Source organism: Desulfitobacterium metallireducens DSM 15288, from assembly GCF_000231405.2.
Taxonomy (GTDB): domain Bacteria; phylum Bacillota; class Desulfitobacteriia; order Desulfitobacteriales; family Desulfitobacteriaceae; genus Desulfitobacterium_A; species Desulfitobacterium_A metallireducens.
Window position 1 is genome coordinate 1,713,375 of sequence record NZ_CP007032.1, and the last position, 20,255, is coordinate 1,733,629.

A 20,255-nucleotide genomic window follows, 5' to 3' on the forward strand; every position below is an offset into this window, starting at 1 on the left:
CCTACCAACGTGCCACGATAATAAACCTCCTCTGTTTAATAAAATTGTGTTGAGATCACCATTAAATTTGCTTTGAACGTCCAATAATGAGAAGATCAAAACAGTTGAGACCTGCCCTTTTATAACTTGTTTGTTTCTATTAGCGAAGAACAATATAAACAATCCCGTTTCTTGTTACAATACAAACATTGATCTTCCTGAAACGCGGGTAAATCCTGTCCTGCCAAAATGATACCCGTTAAAGATTTCAAGGGGCGTAGCGATAAATCTCTTTGGAGCGTAATTCCAATTGCATAGGCTTCGCTCACTTGATACAGTTCATTTTGCGCCTCTATCGGTATTCCTTGACACCCAGGGCTGAGTGTATGGCTTAATGTTTTGTGAGGGGTATACTCCTCGGAAATTTCAACTTGAAATTCATTTCGGATTTTCTTTTCAGCTTCTTCCAAAGCTAGAAGTCCAATGGCTTCGATCATATAACCGGACATGTAATCTTTTGCTTTAAAAAATTCCAAAGTCCAATCATCAATCATTGAACCCAACGTGACAGAAAATAATGCTGCATACTTAGCTTTATTGAATAAGGGATGCTTATACGGTAAAAGTATTAAGCCTTCATTGCTTTCTAACCTCTTTGTGTTGGGATTAATTTCGGTAAAGAGTAAAGTCGCTTTTGGTCTTATCTCCTGGTTAAAAACTTGAAGACATTGAGAATAAGTATCCTTTGAAAATTCATCTGTATTATTCTTGGATAGAAATGGAGCCAAATAACGTCTTACTTGCTGTTGATCATGAATCAAATCTTGGGGTAAAAAGTTAATCCTCCGCTTATGCATGGTAACCTCCCTATCAAAAAATAGGATGTACTTTTCTTCTACCCTAATTCGTCATTCTAATCTTAGCACCCTTTAAGAATGAGAAATTTTTTTCACTTTAGCACCGTTTACAACTACTCTGAATGGATAACAAGCACCATACCACTTAGCGTGATATGGTGCTGCTCAATGTTTATCCATCTAATTTCAGCCTAATAGCATAAAAGGGCTTAGCTTTTCTAATCTAGAATCGCCCCGAACGGAAAATTGAGGCTATTAATAGAACAAACATGATAAAAGCGAAGGTGAAACCGACATCAATCGCCGGAATGCGGCCGAAGAGTATGGGCTGACTCCCCCCTAGGGCAGAGGCAATAATGAGGCCAGCCATTATAATACTAAAAGCTAGGAGCACAAGACTAAACGAAAGCTGATTGCTCAGTCGATCCATTTTTTTAAGGAAATTTCCGAGTTCTGGTGTAACAATTTCAAAGCGAATTTTTCCATTTTGGGCACTTCGCAGGAACTCTTTCGCTTGTTGGGGCAGATCAACTGCCAGATCAACTGTATCTCTGAGATTATTCCACGTCTTTTCAGCAATATTTTTCGGTTCAAAACGTTCCTTTAACAGTTGTTTGCCATAAGGTTGAGCAATATCAATGATGCTTATTTCAGGATCTAATTGTTCAACGATCCCCTCTAAACTTAAAAGTGATTTCCCAAGTAACACTAAATCAGCAGGGATCTGAATGCGATGGCGATAAGCAACTTTAAAAAGGTCATTGACCGCCTCTCCCAAATGAATTTCGCTCATGGCGACATCAAGGTATTTTTCCCGCAAATTGTCTACGTCGCGGTAAAGTAGCTTCATGTTGACGTCCGACGGGGCAATCCCCATATCGAGGACGGCATCTACCATATCTTTTGTTTTCTTCCGCATCATCCCAATAACTAAGGAAGAAAAATTGTACTTCATCTCGGACGAAAGTCGTCCGACCATACCAAAGTCAATCAAAGAAATAATTTGCCCCGGTAAAATAAAAATATTTCCGGGGTGAGGGTCTCCATGAAAAAAACCATCAATCAGAATCTGTTTAAACATGGCCTTTACTAAATTCTCACCAATCGTTTTTAAGCTATACCCTAATGCTGTAAGATCTTCGAACTGACTTAATTTGACGCCATGTACAAATTCTAGAGTAAGAATCTTTTTAGTCGAGTAATCCCAATAAATCTTAGGAATATGAACCTCTGGTGTATCCTTAAATTGTGAACCAATTTTCTCAGCATTTCGCCCTTCGATGCTATAATCAAGCTCGGAGCGCAACGAGCGGGCAAATTCCTCGACCATTTCTTTCAATTGATAGTGTTTAGCCCAATCGACTCGGTTTTCCGCTATCGTTGCCAGATCTAATAGAATCTCTAAATCCGTTTCTATTGTCTGTGTGATCTGAGGTCGCTGGACTTTTACCGCCACTTTTTCCCCTGATTTAAGGACGGCCCTGTATACTTGTCCAATCGATGCAGCAGCAATTGGAATTTCTTCAAACCGCTCAAAGATTTCAGTGGGTTTCTTCCCTAATTCGCTTTCAATAATTTGACTGGCCTCATCATAGGGAAACGGAGCCACTTGATCTTGGAGTTTTTCTAATTCTCGAATCAAGAAATCCGGCAAGATATCGGGGCGTGTACTTGCGATTTGCCCTAATTTTACATAGGTTGGGCCTAGCTCCTCTAGTGCGTGTCGCAAGCGTGCCCCAACAGTTTGTGGATCAATTTCTTCCTGAGTCTGAAAAATTAATCGTTTGGGTAAAGACAATAAATTTGTAAGCCCCATCTCTTCGATGATGAGGCCAAATCCATGCCGAGCAAGAACCGTAGCAACTTCTCTATACCGATTTAAGTGACGGATTCTTTTTCCAATCATTCGTGCTCCCCTAATTTCGTACTCCTTTAATTAATTCGTACTCCTCAATCGTTACCAGGCGTATGTTCCTGGACATTTCCCAGTTGATTCTCCAGATTCGCGATTCTTTTTTCTAAACGCTCGATATCGGCATGAGTTGGAATTTTTAGTTCCCCTAAAAGTTTCTGAAATTGCTCCTGAATTTTTGTATTAACTTCTTGTTGTTGCTCTTCGCCTTTCTGAACGAGTTCATTAACGAGCTCTTTCGATTCTGTCACCGAAACTTCGCCTTTTTTCACTAATTCATCCACAGCTTTTTCAATTTGTTCTTTACTCATAATTGCAAAACCTAACCCAAGTGCTAGCCCCTTTTTTAAAAGATCAATCATTAAAGCCAACCTCCTTCAAAATTCCAGTTATTAGTTAACTATAAATTCATCTAACTAATCTGTTCTTGTTCTATCGTCTTTTTCCTCCTCCCCTATATATAAAATTATTGGCCCTTTTTATCCTGCATTTTTTGAGCTATTCTTAGATATTTAATTCCTCGTTTCTATTATGAACGAAAGGTCAAAAAATATTTACTATTGGCGATTTGAGCATTGTCCACTATAATTTAGTCTATTAAATCATTAAACCATTAGATTGGAGAGATACAATTGGAATCAATCGCTACCCCATTAACTCAGTTAAAATTTCGATTTGCTGACGTCAATGATGTTCCCCTTATTTTAGGGTTTATCAAGGAGTTAGCGGAATATGAAAAAATGTCAAACGAAGTTGTGGCTACTGAAGAGGTTTTAAGAAATTCTCTCTTTGAACGAAAGATGGCCGAGGTGATTATCGCAGAATATAATCAGAAACCTGTGGGCTTTGCGTTGTTTTTCCATAACTTTTCAACGTTCTTAGGACGTCCGGGAATTTACTTAGAAGACTTATATATTAAACCTGAAATGAGAGGAAAAGGTGTTGGAAAAATTCTTCTCGCCTACCTTGCTCAATTGACACTTGAAAGAAATTGTGGACGGTTAGAGTGGTCATGTTTAGACTGGAATGAACCCTCTATCCACTTCTATAGAAATCTAGGTGCAGCCCCGATGGATGAATGGACAGTATTTCGCGTTACCGATCAGGCCTTAGATAATTTAGCCAAACAATTTCTTCCCTAACTTGATCAGTTATCTTTTATTCACTTCCATATTTTATATAAAGACAACTTATGTAACCATGCTTTATACTAGAGGCAACCCACACAAGCGATGTGAGTTGCCTCTTCTTTTGAAAGGAGTTATTGAATGAATATTTTTGTGAATAAAAGAATCAATTTTACAATAGCATCCTTATTATCCATGGGACTGTTTGTAAGTGCCTTAACTGCTGCTCCAAATCCAATTTCTCCCGACCAGCCTAACGAAAAAATGGTTGCTCAACTTGAACCTCTTAAAACGCCTGAGGAAACTACCGCTACTGAGTCCCCTACTCAAGTATCAGATGCAAGTTCAAATGCTTCACAATCTATCTCGTCAAGTTCTGTAACTCCTCGTCCCCGTGCCCAATCTCAAGTGTCAGTATCTAGAGGAACAGTTAGTGAAAAGTCATCTGGCCCATCATCGAGTCAAAAAGCAACAGCCATTATCGCGACCGCTAAAAAGTACATCGGCATCAAATACGTTTGGGGCGGTACTACGCCAAGTGGATTTGACTGTTCCGGCTTCACTCAATATGTCTTTGCCCAACATGGCATTACACTCCCTCGCGTTTCACGCGATCAATATAATACCGGACGCGGTGTTTCCTTAAATAGCCTTCAGCCTGGAGATTTAATCTTTTTCTCATTAGATGAGGATAAAGTGATTGATCATGTAGGAATTTATACAGGAAATGGGCAATTTATTAATGCATCCTCCTCAAAAGGGGTAACGATCTATTCCCTCGGATCGTATTGGAACTCCCACTTTATTGGAGCCACGCGAGTTCTTTAAACGCGATTCTTAGCCATTGATTATCGTTCCCCCATTGACATGGAGGATTTGACCTGACATGTAAGAGGAGTCCATGCTTGCCAAAAAAACATAAGCAGGGGCGAGTTCCTTAGGCTGTCCTGCGCGTTTCATCGGTGTGGTACTACCGAAGGTGGTAACTTGATCCTCTGAGAACGATGATGGAATCAGCGGGGTCCAAATCGGGCCAGGCGCTACTCCATTCACACGGATTCCCCGTTGAACCAAAGATTCGGACAAAGAACGCGTGAAGGAAACGACTGCACCTTTACTTGCGGAATAATCGATAAGCTGATCGTGACCCTCATAAGCTGTGATTGAGGTTGTATTGATGATGCAAGCCCCAAGCTTAAGATGAGGTAGAGCGGCGCGTGTAAGATAAAAACACGAAAAGATATTTGTCTTAAAGGTTCTCTCGAGCTGAGAAGCAGAAATATCTGAAAGACTTTTTTGAACGTGCTGCTCGCCCGCGTTATTGACCAGAATATCAAGCTGATTAAACGTTTTTATAACCTCACCGATTGCACTCTGGCAAAAGCTTTCCTCGCCCACATCTCCAGCCAAACTTAAGCAACGTCGACCTAACGCTTCGATTCGTGCACGCGTGTCATGAGCATCGGACTGTTCATTCAGATAGATGAACGCAATGTCTGCTCCTTCTTTGGCATATGCAAGTGCTACTGCGCGGCCGATTCCACTATCCCCACCTGTAATCAATGCAACCTTTCCATTAAGCTTTCCACTGCCTAAGTATTGTGGATCTTCGAATATCGGAAACGGGTTCATCCTGCTTTCAATCCCCGGTTGTTGATCCTGATGCTGAGGGGGAAACATGATCACTGGTATTTTAGTTTGACTCACTTTTATCACTCTCCATCCTATTAGTCTGGAAAGTTTGGCTGAAAACTATGCATAGATACACCGCTAGGATTTGTACTCAAATGTACTCTTCCTAGCGGTGCACTATTTTAATTGAATATATAATATTATTTGCTTTTAGCCATCGAGAAGACTAAAATTTAATCATATTCTTTTACCTTTTATGTATTGGATAGGAGGGCCATATGAAAGTTACAAAAATTAAAGAACCGATGAACGCACTTACCCACTTTATCCCCTTCGTAGCCGCTTGGTTTGGACTTGTTTCGTTAATTCTGTTGTCACAAGGAAATCTCTCGAAAACCATTACCATGACTATTTACGGACTGAGTGTTATTGCTTTGTATGGTACAAGTTCTCTCTATCATGCTCTTCGAACGACTCCTCAGAAAGAACTGACCTTACGTAAGATTGACCATATGATGATTTATGTTCTCATTGCAGGCTCTTACACGCCGGTATTCTACTATGGTTTAGAAGGAGCCTGGCGCTGGGTAATGCTCCTTGCCGTATGGGTTCTTGCAATAGTTGGAGTTATCCTGAAGATCTGGTTCATCAATGCTCCACGCTATGTTTCAACCGCTTTTTATGTCACTCTAGGCTGGATTGCCCTTGTTCCTATCTTCCAACTTATTCATAATCTCCCGCTCGGCTCGCTTATTATGATGGTCGGCGGTGGCGTGATGTATACTGTGGGTGCGATTATCTACGCCGCAAAAATCTTTAAGCTTCCCCGCTTACATCTTGGATTCCACGAAATTTTCCACATCTTTATCGCAACAGGAACTCTCATTCATTTTATCATGATCCTGATCTATTTTGTACCAATCTCGAGTTAACTGAGTATGAACTCTCCTCTTTGCTCATATCTTTTTTAAAGAACTAGAGCAAAGGAGGATCATGAATGAAAAGACGATTTATAATCCTCCACTTTCGAAAATCCAGCTTACCCTTATTGCTGTTCGGAATCCTTCTCCTGATCGGGGGAGTAATGTATACTTTTAACATGACAGTAACTCCGAATTCAAAGGATAAAATTATCGTGATCGACCCCGGTCACGGAGGGCAGGATCCAGGTGCGCAATATCAAGGAGTTAAAGAAAAGGATATTAATCTAGACATTGCTTTACACCTGCGGGAAACCCTAATGGCAAGAGGATATAATGTAATATTGACTCGGGAGGTGGACAAGGATTTCTATCTCCCGAATTTTGTTTTGGGCCGAATAGCTAAGCGAGTTGAACTTAATCAACGCGTACAAATGGCCAGTTTAAATAACGCTGACTTATTCATCAGCATTCATTCAAACAGTTATCCTGGTATCTCCTACGGTATGGAAACCTTTTACTATGTCAAATCTTCTTCGGGCAAAGCCCTGGCTGACCGCATTCAAAAGGAACTTAAACAAATACAACCTGATAATAAACGGAATTCCAAATCAGGGGATTATTATCTGCTGAATCAAACCCGAATGCCTGCTGTCTTAGTTGAAGTTGGGTTTCTTTCCAATGCCAAAGAACGCAAGCTTCTGCAAACCACATCCTATCAGGAGAAAATCGCAGAAGCAATGGCTAATGGTATTGAAGGTTACTTTCAGGAGTATCCTCACGAGATCCACCCCCCCCTCCTCTGTACTCGCGACTCCGTCCAGCAACTGAAAAATTGCCCTTATCATTGATACTTTTATAAGATGAAAAAAGGTCTCGCATCGATTGTGATGCAAGACCTTTTTTCATCTCATTCTCTTAAAAGCGGAGGCTGCTCCAAAAATTCAATCGAATAGCGCTCACTCATCCAATTCGCTTTCCATTTATCGAGAAGAAGGACAGCATAATTTTCATCTTGATCTAATACGACCAGACTCATACTTGAATCTTTAAGAATCTTTATTTTTTCTTCATCTTTTGGAACCCAGCGCACGATTTCATAAGGCAAATGATTAATCTCAACATCTACTCCATACTCATCCCGTAATCGATACTCGAGTACTTCAAACTGTAACTGCCCAACAACGCCGATAACTGGAGCCTCGACTCCAATATGCAGATCACGGAAGACATGAATCGCGCCTTCTTCCTGCAATTCTTGAATTCCTTTAATAAACTGCTTGCGTTTCAAAGCATTCTTAATACTCACCCGCGCGAAATTTTCTGGGCTAAAAAAGGGCATGGCTTCAAATTCGAGACCGTCTTTTTCGGCTAAAACATCACCAATCCGTAAAATTCCATTATCATGAACCCCAATAATATCACCAGCATAGGCCTCGTCCAAAATGGTCCGTTCTTGAGCAAATAACTGCTGAGGCTGAGCTAAGCGAAGTTTGCGACGTGAACGCGTATGAATGACATTCATTCCACGTTCATATCTCCCGGTACAAATTCGGATAAAGGCAATCCGGTCACGGTGCATTGCATTCATGTTAGCTTGAATCTTAAAGACAAATCCAGTGAATTCTGGATTCAGTGGATCTAGTTCGCCTTGGTTGGATGTTCGCGCTGCCGGCCCAGGGGCAAGCTTTAGAAAACTATCCAAGAAATTAGGAACCCCAAAATTACTTAAGGCACTTCCAAAAAAGACTGGCGTAACCTCTCCTCTGTTGACTCTTTCCATGTCGAACTGATTACCCGCCATATCAAGCAACTCAATATCTTCTTGTAAACGCTGCAACAATTCCTCTCCGATTCCTGATTGGACTTCAGGATCTCCGATCAAACCGGATTGTGGGGCACCTGAATTTTCAGTACGGTTACCTGCTGCATAACGGTCCACGAAACCACTCTGACGATCATAAATTCCTTTAAAAGTCCCCCCCATCCCAATCGGCCAGTTCATCGCATAGGCTTCAATGCCCAAGACTTTTTCAACTTCATCCATTAAATCAATTGGATTTTTCCCTTCCCGGTCGAGTTTATTGATAAAGGTAAAGATCGGAATTCCTCGCTTCTTACATACTTCAAACAGTTTAATGGTCTGCGCTTCGACCCCTTTGGCAACGTCGATCAACATGACTGCGCTATCAGCTGCCGTTAATGTCCGGTAGGTGTCCTCACTGAAATCCTGGTGACCCGGGGTGTCAAGAATATTGATAACATACCCTTTATAGTTGAATTGCATCGCACTCGACGTGATGGAGATTCCTCTTTGACGCTCCAATTCCATCCAATCTGAAGTTGCATACCGTTGAGTTTTGCGGGCCTTCACATTACCCGCCAAATGAATCGCTCCTCCAAATAAGAGCAGTTTTTCCGTCAAAGTCGTTTTCCCTGCGTCAGGGTGAGAAATAATCGCAAATGCTTTGCGGGATCGAATTTCTTCTTCCATTGTCAAATTCACAGTTATCTAAACTCCTTAATATGAAATATTCTCACACTATCTTTTTATTTTTTGTTCATAGACTTATATTATATCATTAAGATTTTTATAACGGAAGATATTCCCCAGCAGGAATCATCCTAACAAATGTGGAAAGAATAAATTGTAATGTGTATCGGTAAGGGAGGATTAGGAAAATGACCTTGTTTCAAATTCTCTATGAAACACTATCTGAAAATGGCTGGGAATTTGATCATGATAAAAAAAATGAAATTTTCCGTTTAGAAATTCGAGGCGTAAACGCTGATTTTCATTGCTTCATTATTGTCGATGAAGAGCAAGAATCCCTACTCTGCAATACGCATATTAATCAAAAAATCCCCTTCCTCAAACGAATTGAAATCTGTAATTTCATAAACCGAGTGAATTACGAACTCGCAAATGGTAATTTTGAAATGGACATGGATGACGGAGAAATCCGTTTTCGAACTTTTCTCGATCTTGAAAATACTGAGCCTTCCCAAGAGCAATTGATGAACCTTATTTGGAACGGCTCGCAAAGTTTTGATACCTACTACCCTGGAATTGTAAAGATTGTTTTTGAAGAATTTTCTGCTGAAGAAGCAATGGCAATATGTACTCAAGAAGACGACTGAGTTTCCTCTATAAACCATTATTGGATATCTATTAGTTTGGGCGCAACTATTACCTGAGTAAAGAAAAGCGTTTAGCAAATAATAAGAACGTCCCAACTCATTGAATCCAAATTTTAAGGAGGTAACACACATGGCAGGAGAAAGAAACAGTAACACACCAGCAGTACAAGGCGCAGAACAAGGTTTAGACCAATTCAAGTATGAAATTGCGAATGAATTAGGCGTTCAACTCGGTGGCGACCGCACAAGCCGTGAAAACGGTTCTGTCGGGGGGCAAATGACGAAACGTATGATCAAATTCGCTGAACAATCCTTGAAAAATGGTGGTCGAATCTAAACTTCTCATTTCGTAATCGGGTAGGAGGCTGACCATTATTTGGTCAGCCGACCTCCCACAGCACCGTACGTACCGTTCGGTATACGGCGCTTCCAAAGTTTACGCGTTACTTCGCAGAATAACATTCACTAAAACTGAGATATCCAATCCGTTCGAAACGCTTATTGGATAAGGCTTTTGTCAAAATCGGGCTATGGGCAGTACGCCAATAGCCTTTTCTTGTGTTTGCCCACATCCACGCTTGTTCCTCTTGTATACCTACTTTCTTGAGGTTTTCAAATCGCGTTCGGGTTCTCTTCCATCGCTTCCAGGTAACCATCCGTATGCGACTTCTTAGCCACTCATCCAGTGTCTTAAGTAGATTTCTAGCGTCGGCCAGTTTAAAGTAGTTCGTCCAGCCTCGCACTATCTGGTTGAGTTTTGTTCTCCGTTCTTCGATTCCCATCCCGTTGCTCCGTCCAGTCACTTCTCGGATTTTATCTTTGAGTTTCTGGATGCTTTTAGGATGGATTCTCAGTCGCCCAAATCCTCTGTAGATGTAAAAGCTATATCCCAAATACTTTACATAGTTTACGTGCGAGATCTTAGTTTTCTCCCTGTTTACCTTGAGAAATAACTTCCCTTCGATGAACGGAAGTATATGGTCAAGCGCACGCTTTGCTGCTTTCTTGCTTTTGCAAAAAATCATCATATCGTCTGCATAACGCACAAATCTATGCCCTCGCTTTTCCAACTCGTGGTCACATTCATTGAGCATAATGTTTCCAAGTAAGGGACTAAGGGGTCCGCCTTGCGGTACGCCCTCGGGGCTTTCCTCAAACAAACCATCCACCATAACTCCTGCTCTTAGGAATTTGTGGATGAGTGAGATGACTCGCCCGTCTTTTATTGTCTCAGACAGAATTTGAATCAGTTTGCTCTGGTTGACCGTATCAAAGTATTTCTCTAAGTCCATGTCTACTACATATTTGTATCCTTCTGTAATATGACCCTGGCATTTCAACAGTGCATCATGAGCACTGCGGTTCGGTCGGAATCCAAAACTGTTGTTTGAGAACTGCTCTTCAAAGATGGGGCTCAGGACTTGAGTAATCGCTTGTTGGATTAACCGGTCTACGACTGTTGGTATTCCCAGTTTTCTAGTCTTTCCGTTCTCTTTGGGTATCTCTACCCTCCGTACGGGTTTTGGACGGTATTTACCGTCCCAGAGGGATTGCAAAAGTTCATTCTTGTGCTCTTTCAGGAAGGGTAGAAGTTCATCCACCTGCATACCATCGATTCCACCTGCGCCTTTATTTCTCTTCACCTGTTTGTAAGCTCGGTTTAGGTTTTCGACGCTAAGAATTTGCTTAAGCAAGCCTTCTGTCTGCTTGTTCGTGTTGGTGTTGTCGGTTTCAGTCATCTTAGGTGGCGCGCACACTTCCGCATACTCTCTCTGTTCCGCAGATACCCTTTGCAGATAGTCTTCGAATCGAAGTTGTCTGTGTTTTGAATTACCACTTTCAGTAACTTTCATTGACCCACACCTCCTTTGGTTCAACCCTTCCGTCGGTGTCTAGACCACCTCTGTACTATGGCTTCAGCTGACTCCTCACGATAAATCTTGTTTCAACCAGGTTTCTTACTCTGTTTCCACCTGTCCGTGAGGCCTCCCACGGTAAGACGATTCACTTTCGTTCCATGTACCCGCAGCATTTACGCTAACGTATCCGTGTAGCTTTTGGGCTTCAGCTTGAATGGCAGCCTTACCCCACGTTTTGCGCCTGATACTGTTCGTGTTCCTCGGGTCGGAGCTTTGCCGCCGGCTTCCTTCAGATTCCACCTCACGATGGACACCCTTGCCTTAAGCTAATGGTTGGTCGCTACATACCCCCATAACGGACTTTCACCGTCTAGTTAATCGCCATGCGTGGCGCACCATGCGGGAAGGGGCATTCATTCATTGAATACCCCTTCCCTATTATTTATAGTCATGAAATTAACGATAAAAATTTAGGGTAGTTTCTCACACTCCTGTGCGAAAAACTACGCCTAGAAAACTCTTCTAGTATTTCATCGTTCCATCTGTCTCCTCTAAGAATTTTTTCTTGGAGGCTAAATGCTCTTTGACGTCCTTCAGTTGATGGGGCGTCAATTCCCCTGCATTTTCCGCTAAAAACTTTTCATTTTTATGAATGTTGTTTAGAGTTAACTCCATCTTTTTTAGGTCTTCTTTTTGACGCTTGTTTCCATCTTTACGTGGCATTTTAATCACCTCGAATTTAGTTTTCCCGGATGAAAAAAGATAATGTGACCCAATTATAGGGATATTTTTTATTGAATTTCTACCCGAGCCTTCGAATTAAAAGGATTCGTACGAACTGCCAGAGAATAGAGATAAGGATAATCTTCGTGCAAGTGTTCCATATAGCTCAGCCATTCTAAAATCAAGAGCTGATAAGCCCGATCCATATCCCGAATCAGATGAACCCGGTCTGCCTCAGCTTGTTCTCTTAAGTCTTTGCGATGCGCGAACTCATCTGTTAAATGAAATATAGCCCAGAGTAATTCAGTAAAGGCTTCATGCTCCAGAAGATTCGGATTTTCCATCAAGCGCAGGAGAAAATCTTTTTTCCGAAATACTAAGTCTCGAAGTTGCTCTAAGAATTCCCCGTCAACTTGCCATTTACCACGATACTCTTCTACTCCTTTACGTGCCTCTAAAAAATCTTTATTATTCCAACTCGTTTCGATTAACAAGTTATTTTGGATTTTATCTATATTCGCATCCCTTTTGCTTAAGAACTCCAACAGCTCCCCACCCATTTCATGATTAAAAATGCCAACCACCATATACAACTTACGGAGAAGCGCTCTTTTTTCGCGTTTTGCGAGCAATTGATCAATAATCAGGGTTGATAGAAAAATATATATTGGTAAATAGGCTAGCTGTAAGAGAATATTATCTAAAATATAACTAATACCATGAAACTCCAAAAAATCGAGGAGATATAAACTTAAAGAAAGCCCTAAGAGAAAGATTCCTAATTTGATTTCCCATGTCCTTAGCTTCAACTTGAATCACTCCTTGATAGCGTAATGAAAGGATGAAAATATTGAAAATCAAGACCTTTAGCTCACCAGACTCACGTTTACTTGAAAGAGACGTTAACCAGTGGCTCGAAGAAAATAGTTGGCTTAAAATAATCAAAATCACTCAAAGTTCAGGGCAGGCTCACCTCATCTCGATCTGGTACGAAGAGCCAAACGTTCCAATGCTCGGATAAAGCTGTTCATATAAGTTAGAAGGCCGCTGATGTCAATTGCGTATCAGCGGCCTTTTGTATCTTAATAATTTTCGACAGAAACATCTTGATTCCTTTCATCCGTTCTTAATTTACCCAAAAAGTAATAAAACAACAACATAATTCCAAAACAACCAAGCCATAATAATCAGAGAAATTCAGGGTATCAACCGGAAGGGACTGTAAAACATGAAAATCTCAATTTTTATTACCTGTTTAGGTAACATGCTTTATCCGGATTTAGGGGTTACAATGGCCAAAATATTTACTCGGCTGGGCCACACTGTTGATTTTCCAGACAAGCAAGCCTGTTGTGGACAAATCTCATTTAACTCGGGTTATATGGAAGACACGAGAGCAGTCGCCCGCAACACGATTGATGCGTTTGAAAAGAGCGAAGTCGTAGTCGCGCCGAGCGGCTCCTGCATAGGAATGATTCATCATAACTATCCTTCTCTATTTGAAAACGACCCCGTCTATCTCAAGAAAGCAAATGAACTCATTAATAAGAGCTATGAATTCTCACAGTTTCTGGTCAACGTGCTTAAACAGCCTGATCTAGGAGCACGCTACAAAGCCAAAGTAACCTATCACCCTTCCTGCCACGCTACCCGCTTAATGGGAATACGAGATGAACCCCTCACCTTACTGGAACACATTCAAGGTGTTGAAGTTGTGCCCTTACCTGAGGCCCAACTATGTTGTGGTTTTGGGGGAACCTTCGCAATCAAAATGCCTGTGATTTCCGAGGCGATGGTTCAGGAAAAAGCACAACACGTCATCGAATCTGGCGCAGATATTCTCACTGGCCTTGATATGGGTTGCCTCCTTAACATCTCTGGATATTTGGAAAAACATGGGCACCCGGTACCTGCGATGCACGTTATTCAGCTGCTTGGAAAGGGGATAGAATGATGTCGGAGAAAAAGCCCTATGATATGCATGAAGCCCTAGATAAAGCACTCAATGATGACTTCCTCCGAATGGCTACTCGACGTGCAACAGATAAGCTGCGTCATCAGAAGTTGGACGCGGCGAATCAACTTGGAGACTGGGAAGAATGGCGTCAAGCTGGGGAAACAATTCGAAATCATGTCGTTCTTAACTTAGATTATTATCTGAAACAACTGATTGAAAATGTCGAGAAAAACGGTGGGCATGTTCATTTAGCCAAAACTCCGCAAGATGCCGTCAAAATTGTTCAGGACATTTTCCAAAAACATAATGCCAAGACCGTGATTAAATCAAAGTCGATGATTTCAGAGGAAGTCCATCTCAATCCCGCTCTGGAAAAAGACGGAATTGAAGTCAGCGAAACCGATCTCGCGGAATATATTATCCAGATCGCGGATGAACCTCCCTCTCACATCATTGTACCCGCGATGCATAAGAACCGGGATCAAATTGCGAAGCTTTTTGAACCGATTGCGGGGCATCCTTTAACTTCAGATACCCCGACCCTTACGAAATTTGCACGAGATAAAATGCGTGAAAAATTCCTCTCTAGTGAAATTGGGATCTCTGGCTGTAACTTTGCTGTCGCAGATACTGGGACTGTTACTATGGTGACCAATGAAGGAAACGGCCGTATGGTCAGCACCATACCAAAAGTTCAAATTACCATGATGGGCATGGAAAGAATTGTTCCATCCTTTAAGGAACTCAGCGTTATGCTTAATCTTCTTGCGCGCAGCGCCACGGGACAACGCTTATCCGTATATACAACGATGATCACGCCACCTCGACATGAAGGAGATGTTGATGGCCCTGAAGAATGGCATCTTGTCATTCTCGACCATAATCGCTCCGAAATATTAGGTGATCCAGATTTCCGCGCTTCTTTACGCTGTATCCGTTGTGGTGCCTGCTTTAACGTCTGTCCAGTTTACCGGCAAGTTGGAGGGCATGCATATGGATCCGTTTACGCTGGCCCCATTGGAATCGTCATAACCCCGCTTCTCGAACAAAATTATGAGAAGTGGGGCCATCTCCCCTATTTCTCTTCCTTATGTGCTGCATGCTCTGAAGCATGTCCCGTAAGAATTCCACTCATGGATTTAATTGTTAAACACCGTGATCGCAAAGTTCTTACTGGACACACCCCAGCAATTGAACATAAAGCCTTCAAGGCCTATCGTTATTATTTCACACGTCCCAAGGCTCTCCGCAATCTTCTCCATATGGGTTCCCGTATGCAGTGGGTTCTCATGCGTCATGGTCGTATCGTGATGGGCCCGCCTCCGCTTAACAATTGGTTAAGGAGCCGGTATGTACCCCCCCTCCCTCTTCAAAACTTTCAAGATCTCTGGCCGATGCTCGAAAAACGCTTAGAGAAAACTAAGCCACAAGGAGGTGAGCAAAAATGAGTGATCCCCAAGAATTCCTCGCCCACTTAGCCAAAAAACTTGGACGTCCTACTCCGACCTCTGTCGAGCCGATTGAGTTCACCTTTCCTCACTATCAACTCAGCAATCTCGAAGAGCGCATGGATATCCTACTCACAAATTGGAAGTCACTCGGGGGCAAAGGAATTAAAGCCAGAACTCCTGAGGAAGCTGTCCCTGCTCTAAAGAATTGGTTTGGTGATCCAGAACCCGAATGGCTGAACAATACCTCGATCTTGACTTGGGGAGAACTGCCTGATTTTGTGACAAACACGTTTAAGCAGCTTCACTGGGCAACTCAATCCTACCCTGATTCGTCCATAGAGCGTACAGTGCGAATTACCTCAGCTGCGCAATCTCAGCTAGGTGTCACTGGAGCAGATTATGGAATCGTCCAATCGGGTTCCCTTGTGCTTAAAAGCAACCCCGAACGCGGGCGTGCCGTCAGCCTCTTGCCGCCTCGCCATTTAGCCTTTCTTCCCGCTTCAAAAATCAAAGATGAGCTGTCAGAGATCATGGAAGAGCTTCTTACGGCGGGGGCTCCTCCGGCTGGCATCGAAATCATTTCAGGACCTAGTCGCACCTCAGATATTGAGATGGATCTCTCCATCGGTGTTCATGGACCCATCGAAGTTTATTTGGTTATCATGACCGAGTTATAAAGAAGACTTGGCTAACGCCAAAGCGGTGGCCTTAGTCGCCTTATCCTGCCGAACTTAACCACATGCATCGTAGGATAAAGAAAGTTTAACCCGCAAAAAGGCCCTTCCTGAGTAGGTGATCCTAGCACTCTACCGGGAAGGGCTCTTATTATTATATAAAGTACTCGATCTTTGCCCCTGGAAAATACTTTTCTGTGATTTCCAACGCAAACGTTTTCATTTCTGCCATCTCCTCTGGGCGATAAACATATTTACCATAGCCAAACTGACCATACTTATACTTCCGTTGCTCTTCGTCCATCGGTAGCATTGTATTAGGGAACACCTCGAGAATCGTGTTTTTTGCCCGCGTTGTGTATCGATGCGTAATCCATTCGAAACTCAAATCGCTTGACCGATAATTATTCGGAGCATTTTTCTCCAACTCTTGAGCTAAGGACGATAGCAGCGTCTCATATTCCTCCCGCCACCCTTCAACACGAATCATCGGTGCTATGATGAACCCCAAGGGATATCCAGCTCTCAAAACCTTTCCTGCGGCCTGGATTCGTTCCTCTGGAGACGGTGTTGCGTGTTCGTATTCCTTAACTACTTGGGCACAGTTTAAACTAAAGCGAAATCGGGTATGCCCCTCATGTTTTGCCTCAAGTAAACTGTCCACATTCGTAAATTTTGTAACAAATCGGAAGCGAGCCTTTTCAAGCTGACCGAAAAACTCAATGGCTTGTTTTAACGAGCCAGTATACGCTTCAACTGGCAAGGGGTCAGAAGTAGCCGCTCCTTCAAAAAGTGTGATCTCCGGAAGTCGCGCCTCCATAAGCTGGCGGGCCGTTCCCAGAATTTCCTCAACATTAACATAAACACGAATATAGGGCTTTTTACCTAAGGTTGTATTGAGGTAACAGTATTCGCACATTCCTGGACAACTCGTGACAAGAGGGAGCTGATAATGGGCAGAAGGCTTACAGCTTTGAAATTCTTTTCCTTTGCGGACCCCAATCACGAGTGTCCGTTTACCTTCTCGATAGGCTTGTCCAGCGGTTTTCCCAGGAATTCCGCTGACTCGATTATGGGACCCCGTTTCTATTACCGGTATGTCCGTTCCGCGGAAGTGTTCAACCAGTTCCTTTCCCAAGGGGTATTCTAAGGCTTCTGGCTCATAAAAAACACGAGCCGGAAGAAATTTTTTCATTCCAATCATCTGTATTCTTCTCCTCATTTTACTTCTCTTCATTTATTGGAGGCAATTTGTCAATTTAGGTTCACCTGATTTGCCTGTAGATAACTAGTGATTTTATCCTTTTCTTGGGTCTGGACATGCACAATCGCTTGTGCTTTCCCTTCCTTGAAGCCATTCCACTTAAGGAGTAAGCTCTGTTGATAGTGTTTATCAATCACGGGATCGGTATATTGAAGCAAGACGACAAGATAGTACGCGCCTAAATCCATCTCCTCTGGCGTTAAAGCGATCATCAAACTTGACGATGTATCTTTAGGAATTTCATTAACCAAGTCATAGCGTTCATTATGGATGGGTTTTTGTTGCAAATTCTGATCAAAAATAATCGTTTGGCTCGATAAATTCACCGCTGGATGAATACCAACATTATTAAACTTAAATTCAAATTCTACCCCGTCTCTCACCTCAACTTGGGGCGACTCTTTCAGAGAAAGATAAGGTCGAGCATCTTCACGTTGAACCTTCCAGGCATTCAACGTCACATAAACAGTAATTAGGGCCGTCAACGCTAAAATAGCCGTTCCAACAGTCGCAATAATACTACTCCACTTTAACAATTTGTCTTCCTTCGTTGACATACCTCTCTCCTCACAAACGCTATTAATAAAAAAATTGCCAATTCTTCCAAAACTATTTCCTTATAGATTTGGGTTCAAATCATATACTAAGCCTGTTTGCAAAAACAAAAGATTTTTTACGATTCAGAAAAAATAAGGAGGGATTTTTCGTGACTGTTCAACAAGACATGCAAAAAGCTACCGCCGCCGCTAAATCTGCTTTAGGAACGTATGATAACTTCGCACTTTCCACTCAGGATCAATCTGCTAAACAAATGTTTCAAGAGATGTCGAGTGACATGCAACGACATGTAGCACAACTCAATAGTCGTTTAAACTACCTTGAGTCGAACAACGGGTTAAATTCAACTCAAGGATAAACATATACGTTTAGCGCAGGGGTTCTACCTTAATGGGTAGAGCCCCTAAAAAATATTTTTTAGATTGAAGGATTCCGTATCTGCAATATGTTCATACAGTAAGCGCAAAGTAGCTAACTCCCCAGCGGCTAAGACGGAATTGTTAGCCTGAAAATATTCAGTCAATCGCATAATGGCAATATCGATCGTATCAATTTCCTGATGATGCACTAACACGCTCCATACGTCCTTGGTCTCAACCCAATCCTTTTTCAACAATTGTAAGTGTACATTAGCTTGATCCCAGTCTTGATTATCTAGCCGTTCATCAACTTGCTCAATGGTCTGAACTAATTTTTGAGTCGACGTAGTGATGTAACGGTTACCCCATACTGATCCTCCAATCAGTATGGCTAAGATCACAAAAATTATCATATAAGACCTCATGAATCCCAATCCTTTCTGCTAACGCTTTGATTTTTCTTGAAGGAAAAGCGTTCCGGAGGTATCGAGACTCGCAAGAAAAACATCTTCTACTCGATGAATATTCTGCTTTTTAAGCTCCTCCAATAACCACTGAAGATCTTTATCGATGCGTTGAAGGTTGACCTGATGTAATTTTCCATCCATGATTAATATGGTTGGCAGCCCCTCAAACGAGGGACACATATTGAAATCTTCCGGAGTTGTAGGTCTCTTTAATGACTTTGGTAGAACGCTAAGCTGGCCATTCGTTTCTAAAACTGCAAACTCAACATCAGAAATATTAGGAATATTTTTCATGCGTAACTCTTCCAATAAGTCTGTTAAATTATAACGATTTCGTTTAAGCTCAGATTCCACGATTTTTCCCCGTTCTATTAAAATGGATGGGGTTCCATTTAAAATAGCTCGTGCCCGTTCACTTTTCAATTCGACTATCGCGAGAAGCGTACTCACCAGGAGTATAACGAGTATCGGAATAATTCCCGCAATTAAAGGAATCCCGACATTTTCGCTAGGGATTGCTGCTAATTCTGAAATCATAATAATACCGACTAAGTCAAAGAGTTGTAATTGTCCGATCTCACGTTTACCCATAAAACGCAAAGCAATGACAACCACAGCATAGAGGATAAGGGTTCGTGTCACAATAATTAACATAAGAAACTCCTTTCCTTTTCGAGTTCATCCTCTAGCCTGCTCAATCATGGAACGAGAGGAAACATATTATATTTTTCCCTGTCATACCCTACTTATTCTTTAAATTTTCATTCATGAATATTCGAGTGTTGGGCAAGAATAATAGGGAATTTAACACAAGGTGGTGAAGATATGCGCTCATCAATTTCTTTAGGACTGGTTAGTGGCCTAATTGGTCATTTTGCTAAAGTGATCGTATCACATGAACCTCGAAACACCCATAGACGAAGGACTCACCCTCCCCATCATTTTGCTAATGTAATGTCTGGAGCTTTCTTAGGAATTCCGATTGTCTATTTTATGAAAAGAACGGGCAAAGACAAACATATAACCAAAGGAGCTAGCTTTGGAATGCTGCTCTGGGCCTTCTTTTACGGTGGGAAAAATAATCGCGATTACCATCACTATCACCTTAAATTCCCCAAAAAACGCAATGAACTTCTCTCGTTTTTAAGTTACGTCCTTTTTGGGGTCACTACTGCATGTACCGCCGTAAAATTAGCCGATCCCGGTACTTATACTGATGATGAATATGATTTCGGATTTTAATCATTTTTTCCAACAAAAAAGGGACTTGTCAAGAAATAGAAATTCGATCCTATTTCTGTGACAAGTCTCATTTTTTTTAAAATCTTTTCACTACGCACACTTATCACTTTCGATTCATATCCTAAAGCATGAG

24 protein-coding genes are annotated in these 20,255 nt (G+C 41.9%); 12 read left to right on the forward strand and 12 right to left on the reverse strand.

What is annotated here, in order from left to right; all coding sequences use genetic code 11:
• Window positions 1-119: 119 nt before the first annotated feature.
• The 3 genes from DESME_RS08180 to DESME_RS08190 all read right to left on the reverse strand — a co-directional run bounded on the left by DESME_RS08180 (window position 120) and on the right by DESME_RS08190 (window position 3,110).
• A complete protein-coding gene (locus tag DESME_RS08180) occupies window positions 120-836 on the reverse strand; it encodes a hypothetical protein (RefSeq protein WP_006717255.1) in 717 nt (238 codons plus the stop codon).
• 223 nt (window positions 837-1,059) lie between these two features.
• Window positions 1,060-2,742 carry an ABC1 kinase family protein gene (locus tag DESME_RS08185; protein WP_006717257.1) on the reverse strand — a complete coding sequence of 561 codons (1,683 nt, stop codon included), beginning with the start codon at window positions 2,740-2,742 and terminating at the stop codon, window positions 1,060-1,062.
• A 44-nt stretch (window positions 2,743-2,786) separates the two neighbouring features.
• The gene (locus tag DESME_RS08190; RefSeq protein WP_006717258.1) at window positions 2,787-3,110 is read right to left on the reverse strand and encodes a phasin family protein; all 324 of its coding nucleotides are present in this window, start codon (window positions 3,108-3,110) and stop codon (window positions 2,787-2,789) included.
• A 270-nt stretch (window positions 3,111-3,380) separates the two neighbouring features.
• On the opposite strand from DESME_RS08190, the gene DESME_RS08195 reads away from it, so the two are divergent.
• Together DESME_RS08195 and DESME_RS08200 are read left to right on the forward strand one after the other, a co-directional pair.
• The gene (locus DESME_RS08195; protein WP_006717261.1) at window positions 3,381-3,890 is read left to right on the forward strand and encodes a GNAT family N-acetyltransferase; all 510 of its coding nucleotides are present in this window, start codon (window positions 3,381-3,383) and stop codon (window positions 3,888-3,890) included.
• Between the two features lie 126 nt (window positions 3,891-4,016).
• Window positions 4,017-4,703 carry a C40 family peptidase gene (locus tag DESME_RS08200; RefSeq protein WP_006717263.1) on the forward strand — a complete coding sequence of 229 codons (687 nt, stop codon included), beginning with the start codon at window positions 4,017-4,019 and terminating at the stop codon, window positions 4,701-4,703.
• 9 nt (window positions 4,704-4,712) lie between these two features.
• Here the strand turns inward: DESME_RS08200 and DESME_RS08205 are convergent, their stop codons facing one another.
• The gene (locus tag DESME_RS08205; protein WP_006717265.1) at window positions 4,713-5,582 is read right to left on the reverse strand and encodes an SDR family oxidoreductase; all 870 of its coding nucleotides are present in this window, start codon (window positions 5,580-5,582) and stop codon (window positions 4,713-4,715) included.
• Between the two features lie 203 nt (window positions 5,583-5,785).
• Here DESME_RS08205 and trhA point away from each other — a divergent pair, with 203 nt between their 5' ends.
• Window positions 5,786-6,439 (forward strand): PAQR family membrane homeostasis protein TrhA, encoded by a 654-nt coding sequence (trhA, locus tag DESME_RS08210; RefSeq protein WP_006717268.1) that lies wholly within the window; start codon window positions 5,786-5,788, stop codon window positions 6,437-6,439.
• A 65-nt stretch (window positions 6,440-6,504) separates the two neighbouring features.
• Entirely contained in the window at window positions 6,505-7,278 is a 774-nt protein-coding gene (locus DESME_RS08215; protein ID WP_006717271.1) for an N-acetylmuramoyl-L-alanine amidase family protein, read from the forward strand.
• A gap of 59 nt (window positions 7,279-7,337) precedes the next feature.
• Here the strand turns inward: DESME_RS08215 and DESME_RS08220 are convergent, their stop codons facing one another.
• Entirely contained in the window at window positions 7,338-8,921 is a 1,584-nt protein-coding gene (locus DESME_RS08220) for a peptide chain release factor 3 (RefSeq protein ID WP_427846193.1), read from the reverse strand.
• Between the two features lie 188 nt (window positions 8,922-9,109).
• Here DESME_RS08220 and DESME_RS08225 point away from each other — a divergent pair, with 188 nt between their 5' ends.
• Complete coding sequence (locus DESME_RS08225; protein WP_006717275.1) at window positions 9,110-9,568, forward strand: YbjN domain-containing protein; 459 nt, start codon at window positions 9,110-9,112, stop codon at window positions 9,566-9,568.
• Window positions 9,569-9,698: 130 nt separating this feature from the next.
• Window positions 9,699-9,905, forward strand: a complete 207-nt coding sequence (locus DESME_RS08230; RefSeq protein ID WP_006717276.1) for an alpha/beta-type small acid-soluble spore protein — start codon at window positions 9,699-9,701, stop codon at window positions 9,903-9,905.
• Window positions 9,906-10,011: 106 nt separating this feature from the next.
• On the opposite strand, the gene ltrA is transcribed toward DESME_RS08230, so the two are convergent.
• From ltrA to DESME_RS08245, 3 genes are all read right to left on the reverse strand, one after another.
• Entirely contained in the window at window positions 10,012-11,421 is a 1,410-nt protein-coding gene (ltrA, locus tag DESME_RS08235) for a group II intron reverse transcriptase/maturase (RefSeq protein ID WP_025248628.1), read from the reverse strand.
• A 528-nt stretch (window positions 11,422-11,949) separates the two neighbouring features.
• Window positions 11,950-12,150, reverse strand: coding sequence for a hypothetical protein (locus DESME_RS08240; protein WP_006718661.1), 201 nt, complete (start codon window positions 12,148-12,150; stop codon window positions 11,950-11,952).
• Window positions 12,151-12,218: 68 nt separating this feature from the next.
• The gene (locus tag DESME_RS08245; protein WP_006718659.1) at window positions 12,219-12,959 is read right to left on the reverse strand and encodes a hypothetical protein; all 741 of its coding nucleotides are present in this window, start codon (window positions 12,957-12,959) and stop codon (window positions 12,219-12,221) included.
• Window positions 12,960-13,000: 41 nt separating this feature from the next.
• Between DESME_RS08245 and DESME_RS16065 the strand changes: the two genes are divergently transcribed.
• The 4 genes from DESME_RS16065 (at window position 13,001) to DESME_RS08260 (ending at window position 16,235) form a co-directional block, all read left to right on the forward strand.
• Window positions 13,001-13,171 carry a hypothetical protein gene (locus DESME_RS16065; protein WP_167998832.1) on the forward strand — a complete coding sequence of 57 codons (171 nt, stop codon included), beginning with the start codon at window positions 13,001-13,003 and terminating at the stop codon, window positions 13,169-13,171.
• Window positions 13,172-13,378: 207 nt separating this feature from the next.
• Window positions 13,379-14,104 carry a (Fe-S)-binding protein gene (locus DESME_RS08250; RefSeq protein ID WP_006718656.1) on the forward strand — a complete coding sequence of 242 codons (726 nt, stop codon included), beginning with the start codon at window positions 13,379-13,381 and terminating at the stop codon, window positions 14,102-14,104.
• Entirely contained in the window at window positions 14,104-15,555 is a 1,452-nt protein-coding gene (locus tag DESME_RS08255) for a LutB/LldF family L-lactate oxidation iron-sulfur protein (RefSeq protein WP_025248728.1), read from the forward strand. The genes DESME_RS08250 and DESME_RS08255 overlap by 1 nt, the downstream gene beginning before the upstream one ends.
• On the forward strand, window positions 15,552-16,235 hold the full coding sequence (locus tag DESME_RS08260; RefSeq protein ID WP_006718651.1) for a LutC/YkgG family protein: 684 nt from the start codon (window positions 15,552-15,554) through the stop codon (window positions 16,233-16,235). The genes DESME_RS08255 and DESME_RS08260 overlap by 4 nt, the downstream gene beginning before the upstream one ends.
• Window positions 16,236-16,386: 151 nt before the next feature.
• On the opposite strand, the gene splB is transcribed toward DESME_RS08260, so the two are convergent.
• Together splB and DESME_RS08270 are read right to left on the reverse strand one after the other, a co-directional pair.
• Window positions 16,387-17,436, reverse strand: coding sequence for a spore photoproduct lyase (splB, locus tag DESME_RS08265; protein ID WP_006718648.1), 1,050 nt, complete (start codon window positions 17,434-17,436; stop codon window positions 16,387-16,389).
• Window positions 17,437-17,486: 50 nt separating this feature from the next.
• The gene (locus tag DESME_RS08270; RefSeq protein ID WP_006718647.1) at window positions 17,487-18,053 is read right to left on the reverse strand and encodes a hypothetical protein; all 567 of its coding nucleotides are present in this window, start codon (window positions 18,051-18,053) and stop codon (window positions 17,487-17,489) included.
• A 149-nt stretch (window positions 18,054-18,202) separates the two neighbouring features.
• On the opposite strand from DESME_RS08270, the gene DESME_RS08275 reads away from it, so the two are divergent.
• Window positions 18,203-18,412: a DUF1657 domain-containing protein gene (locus DESME_RS08275; protein ID WP_006718645.1), complete on the forward strand. Its 210-nt coding sequence runs from the start codon at window positions 18,203-18,205 to the stop codon at window positions 18,410-18,412.
• A gap of 45 nt (window positions 18,413-18,457) precedes the next feature.
• On the opposite strand, the gene DESME_RS08280 is transcribed toward DESME_RS08275, so the two are convergent.
• Both DESME_RS08280 and DESME_RS08285 read right to left on the reverse strand, forming a co-directional pair.
• Window positions 18,458-18,826, reverse strand: a complete 369-nt coding sequence (locus DESME_RS08280) for a DUF4363 family protein (RefSeq protein ID WP_006718644.1) — start codon at window positions 18,824-18,826, stop codon at window positions 18,458-18,460.
• A 30-nt stretch (window positions 18,827-18,856) separates the two neighbouring features.
• Window positions 18,857-19,534, reverse strand: a complete 678-nt coding sequence (locus DESME_RS08285; RefSeq protein ID WP_006718643.1) for a DUF421 domain-containing protein — start codon at window positions 19,532-19,534, stop codon at window positions 18,857-18,859.
• 171 nt (window positions 19,535-19,705) lie between these two features.
• On the opposite strand from DESME_RS08285, the gene DESME_RS08290 reads away from it, so the two are divergent.
• Window positions 19,706-20,122, forward strand: a complete 417-nt coding sequence (locus tag DESME_RS08290; protein ID WP_006718642.1) for a hypothetical protein — start codon at window positions 19,706-19,708, stop codon at window positions 20,120-20,122.
• Window positions 20,123-20,255 lie beyond the last annotated feature (133 nt).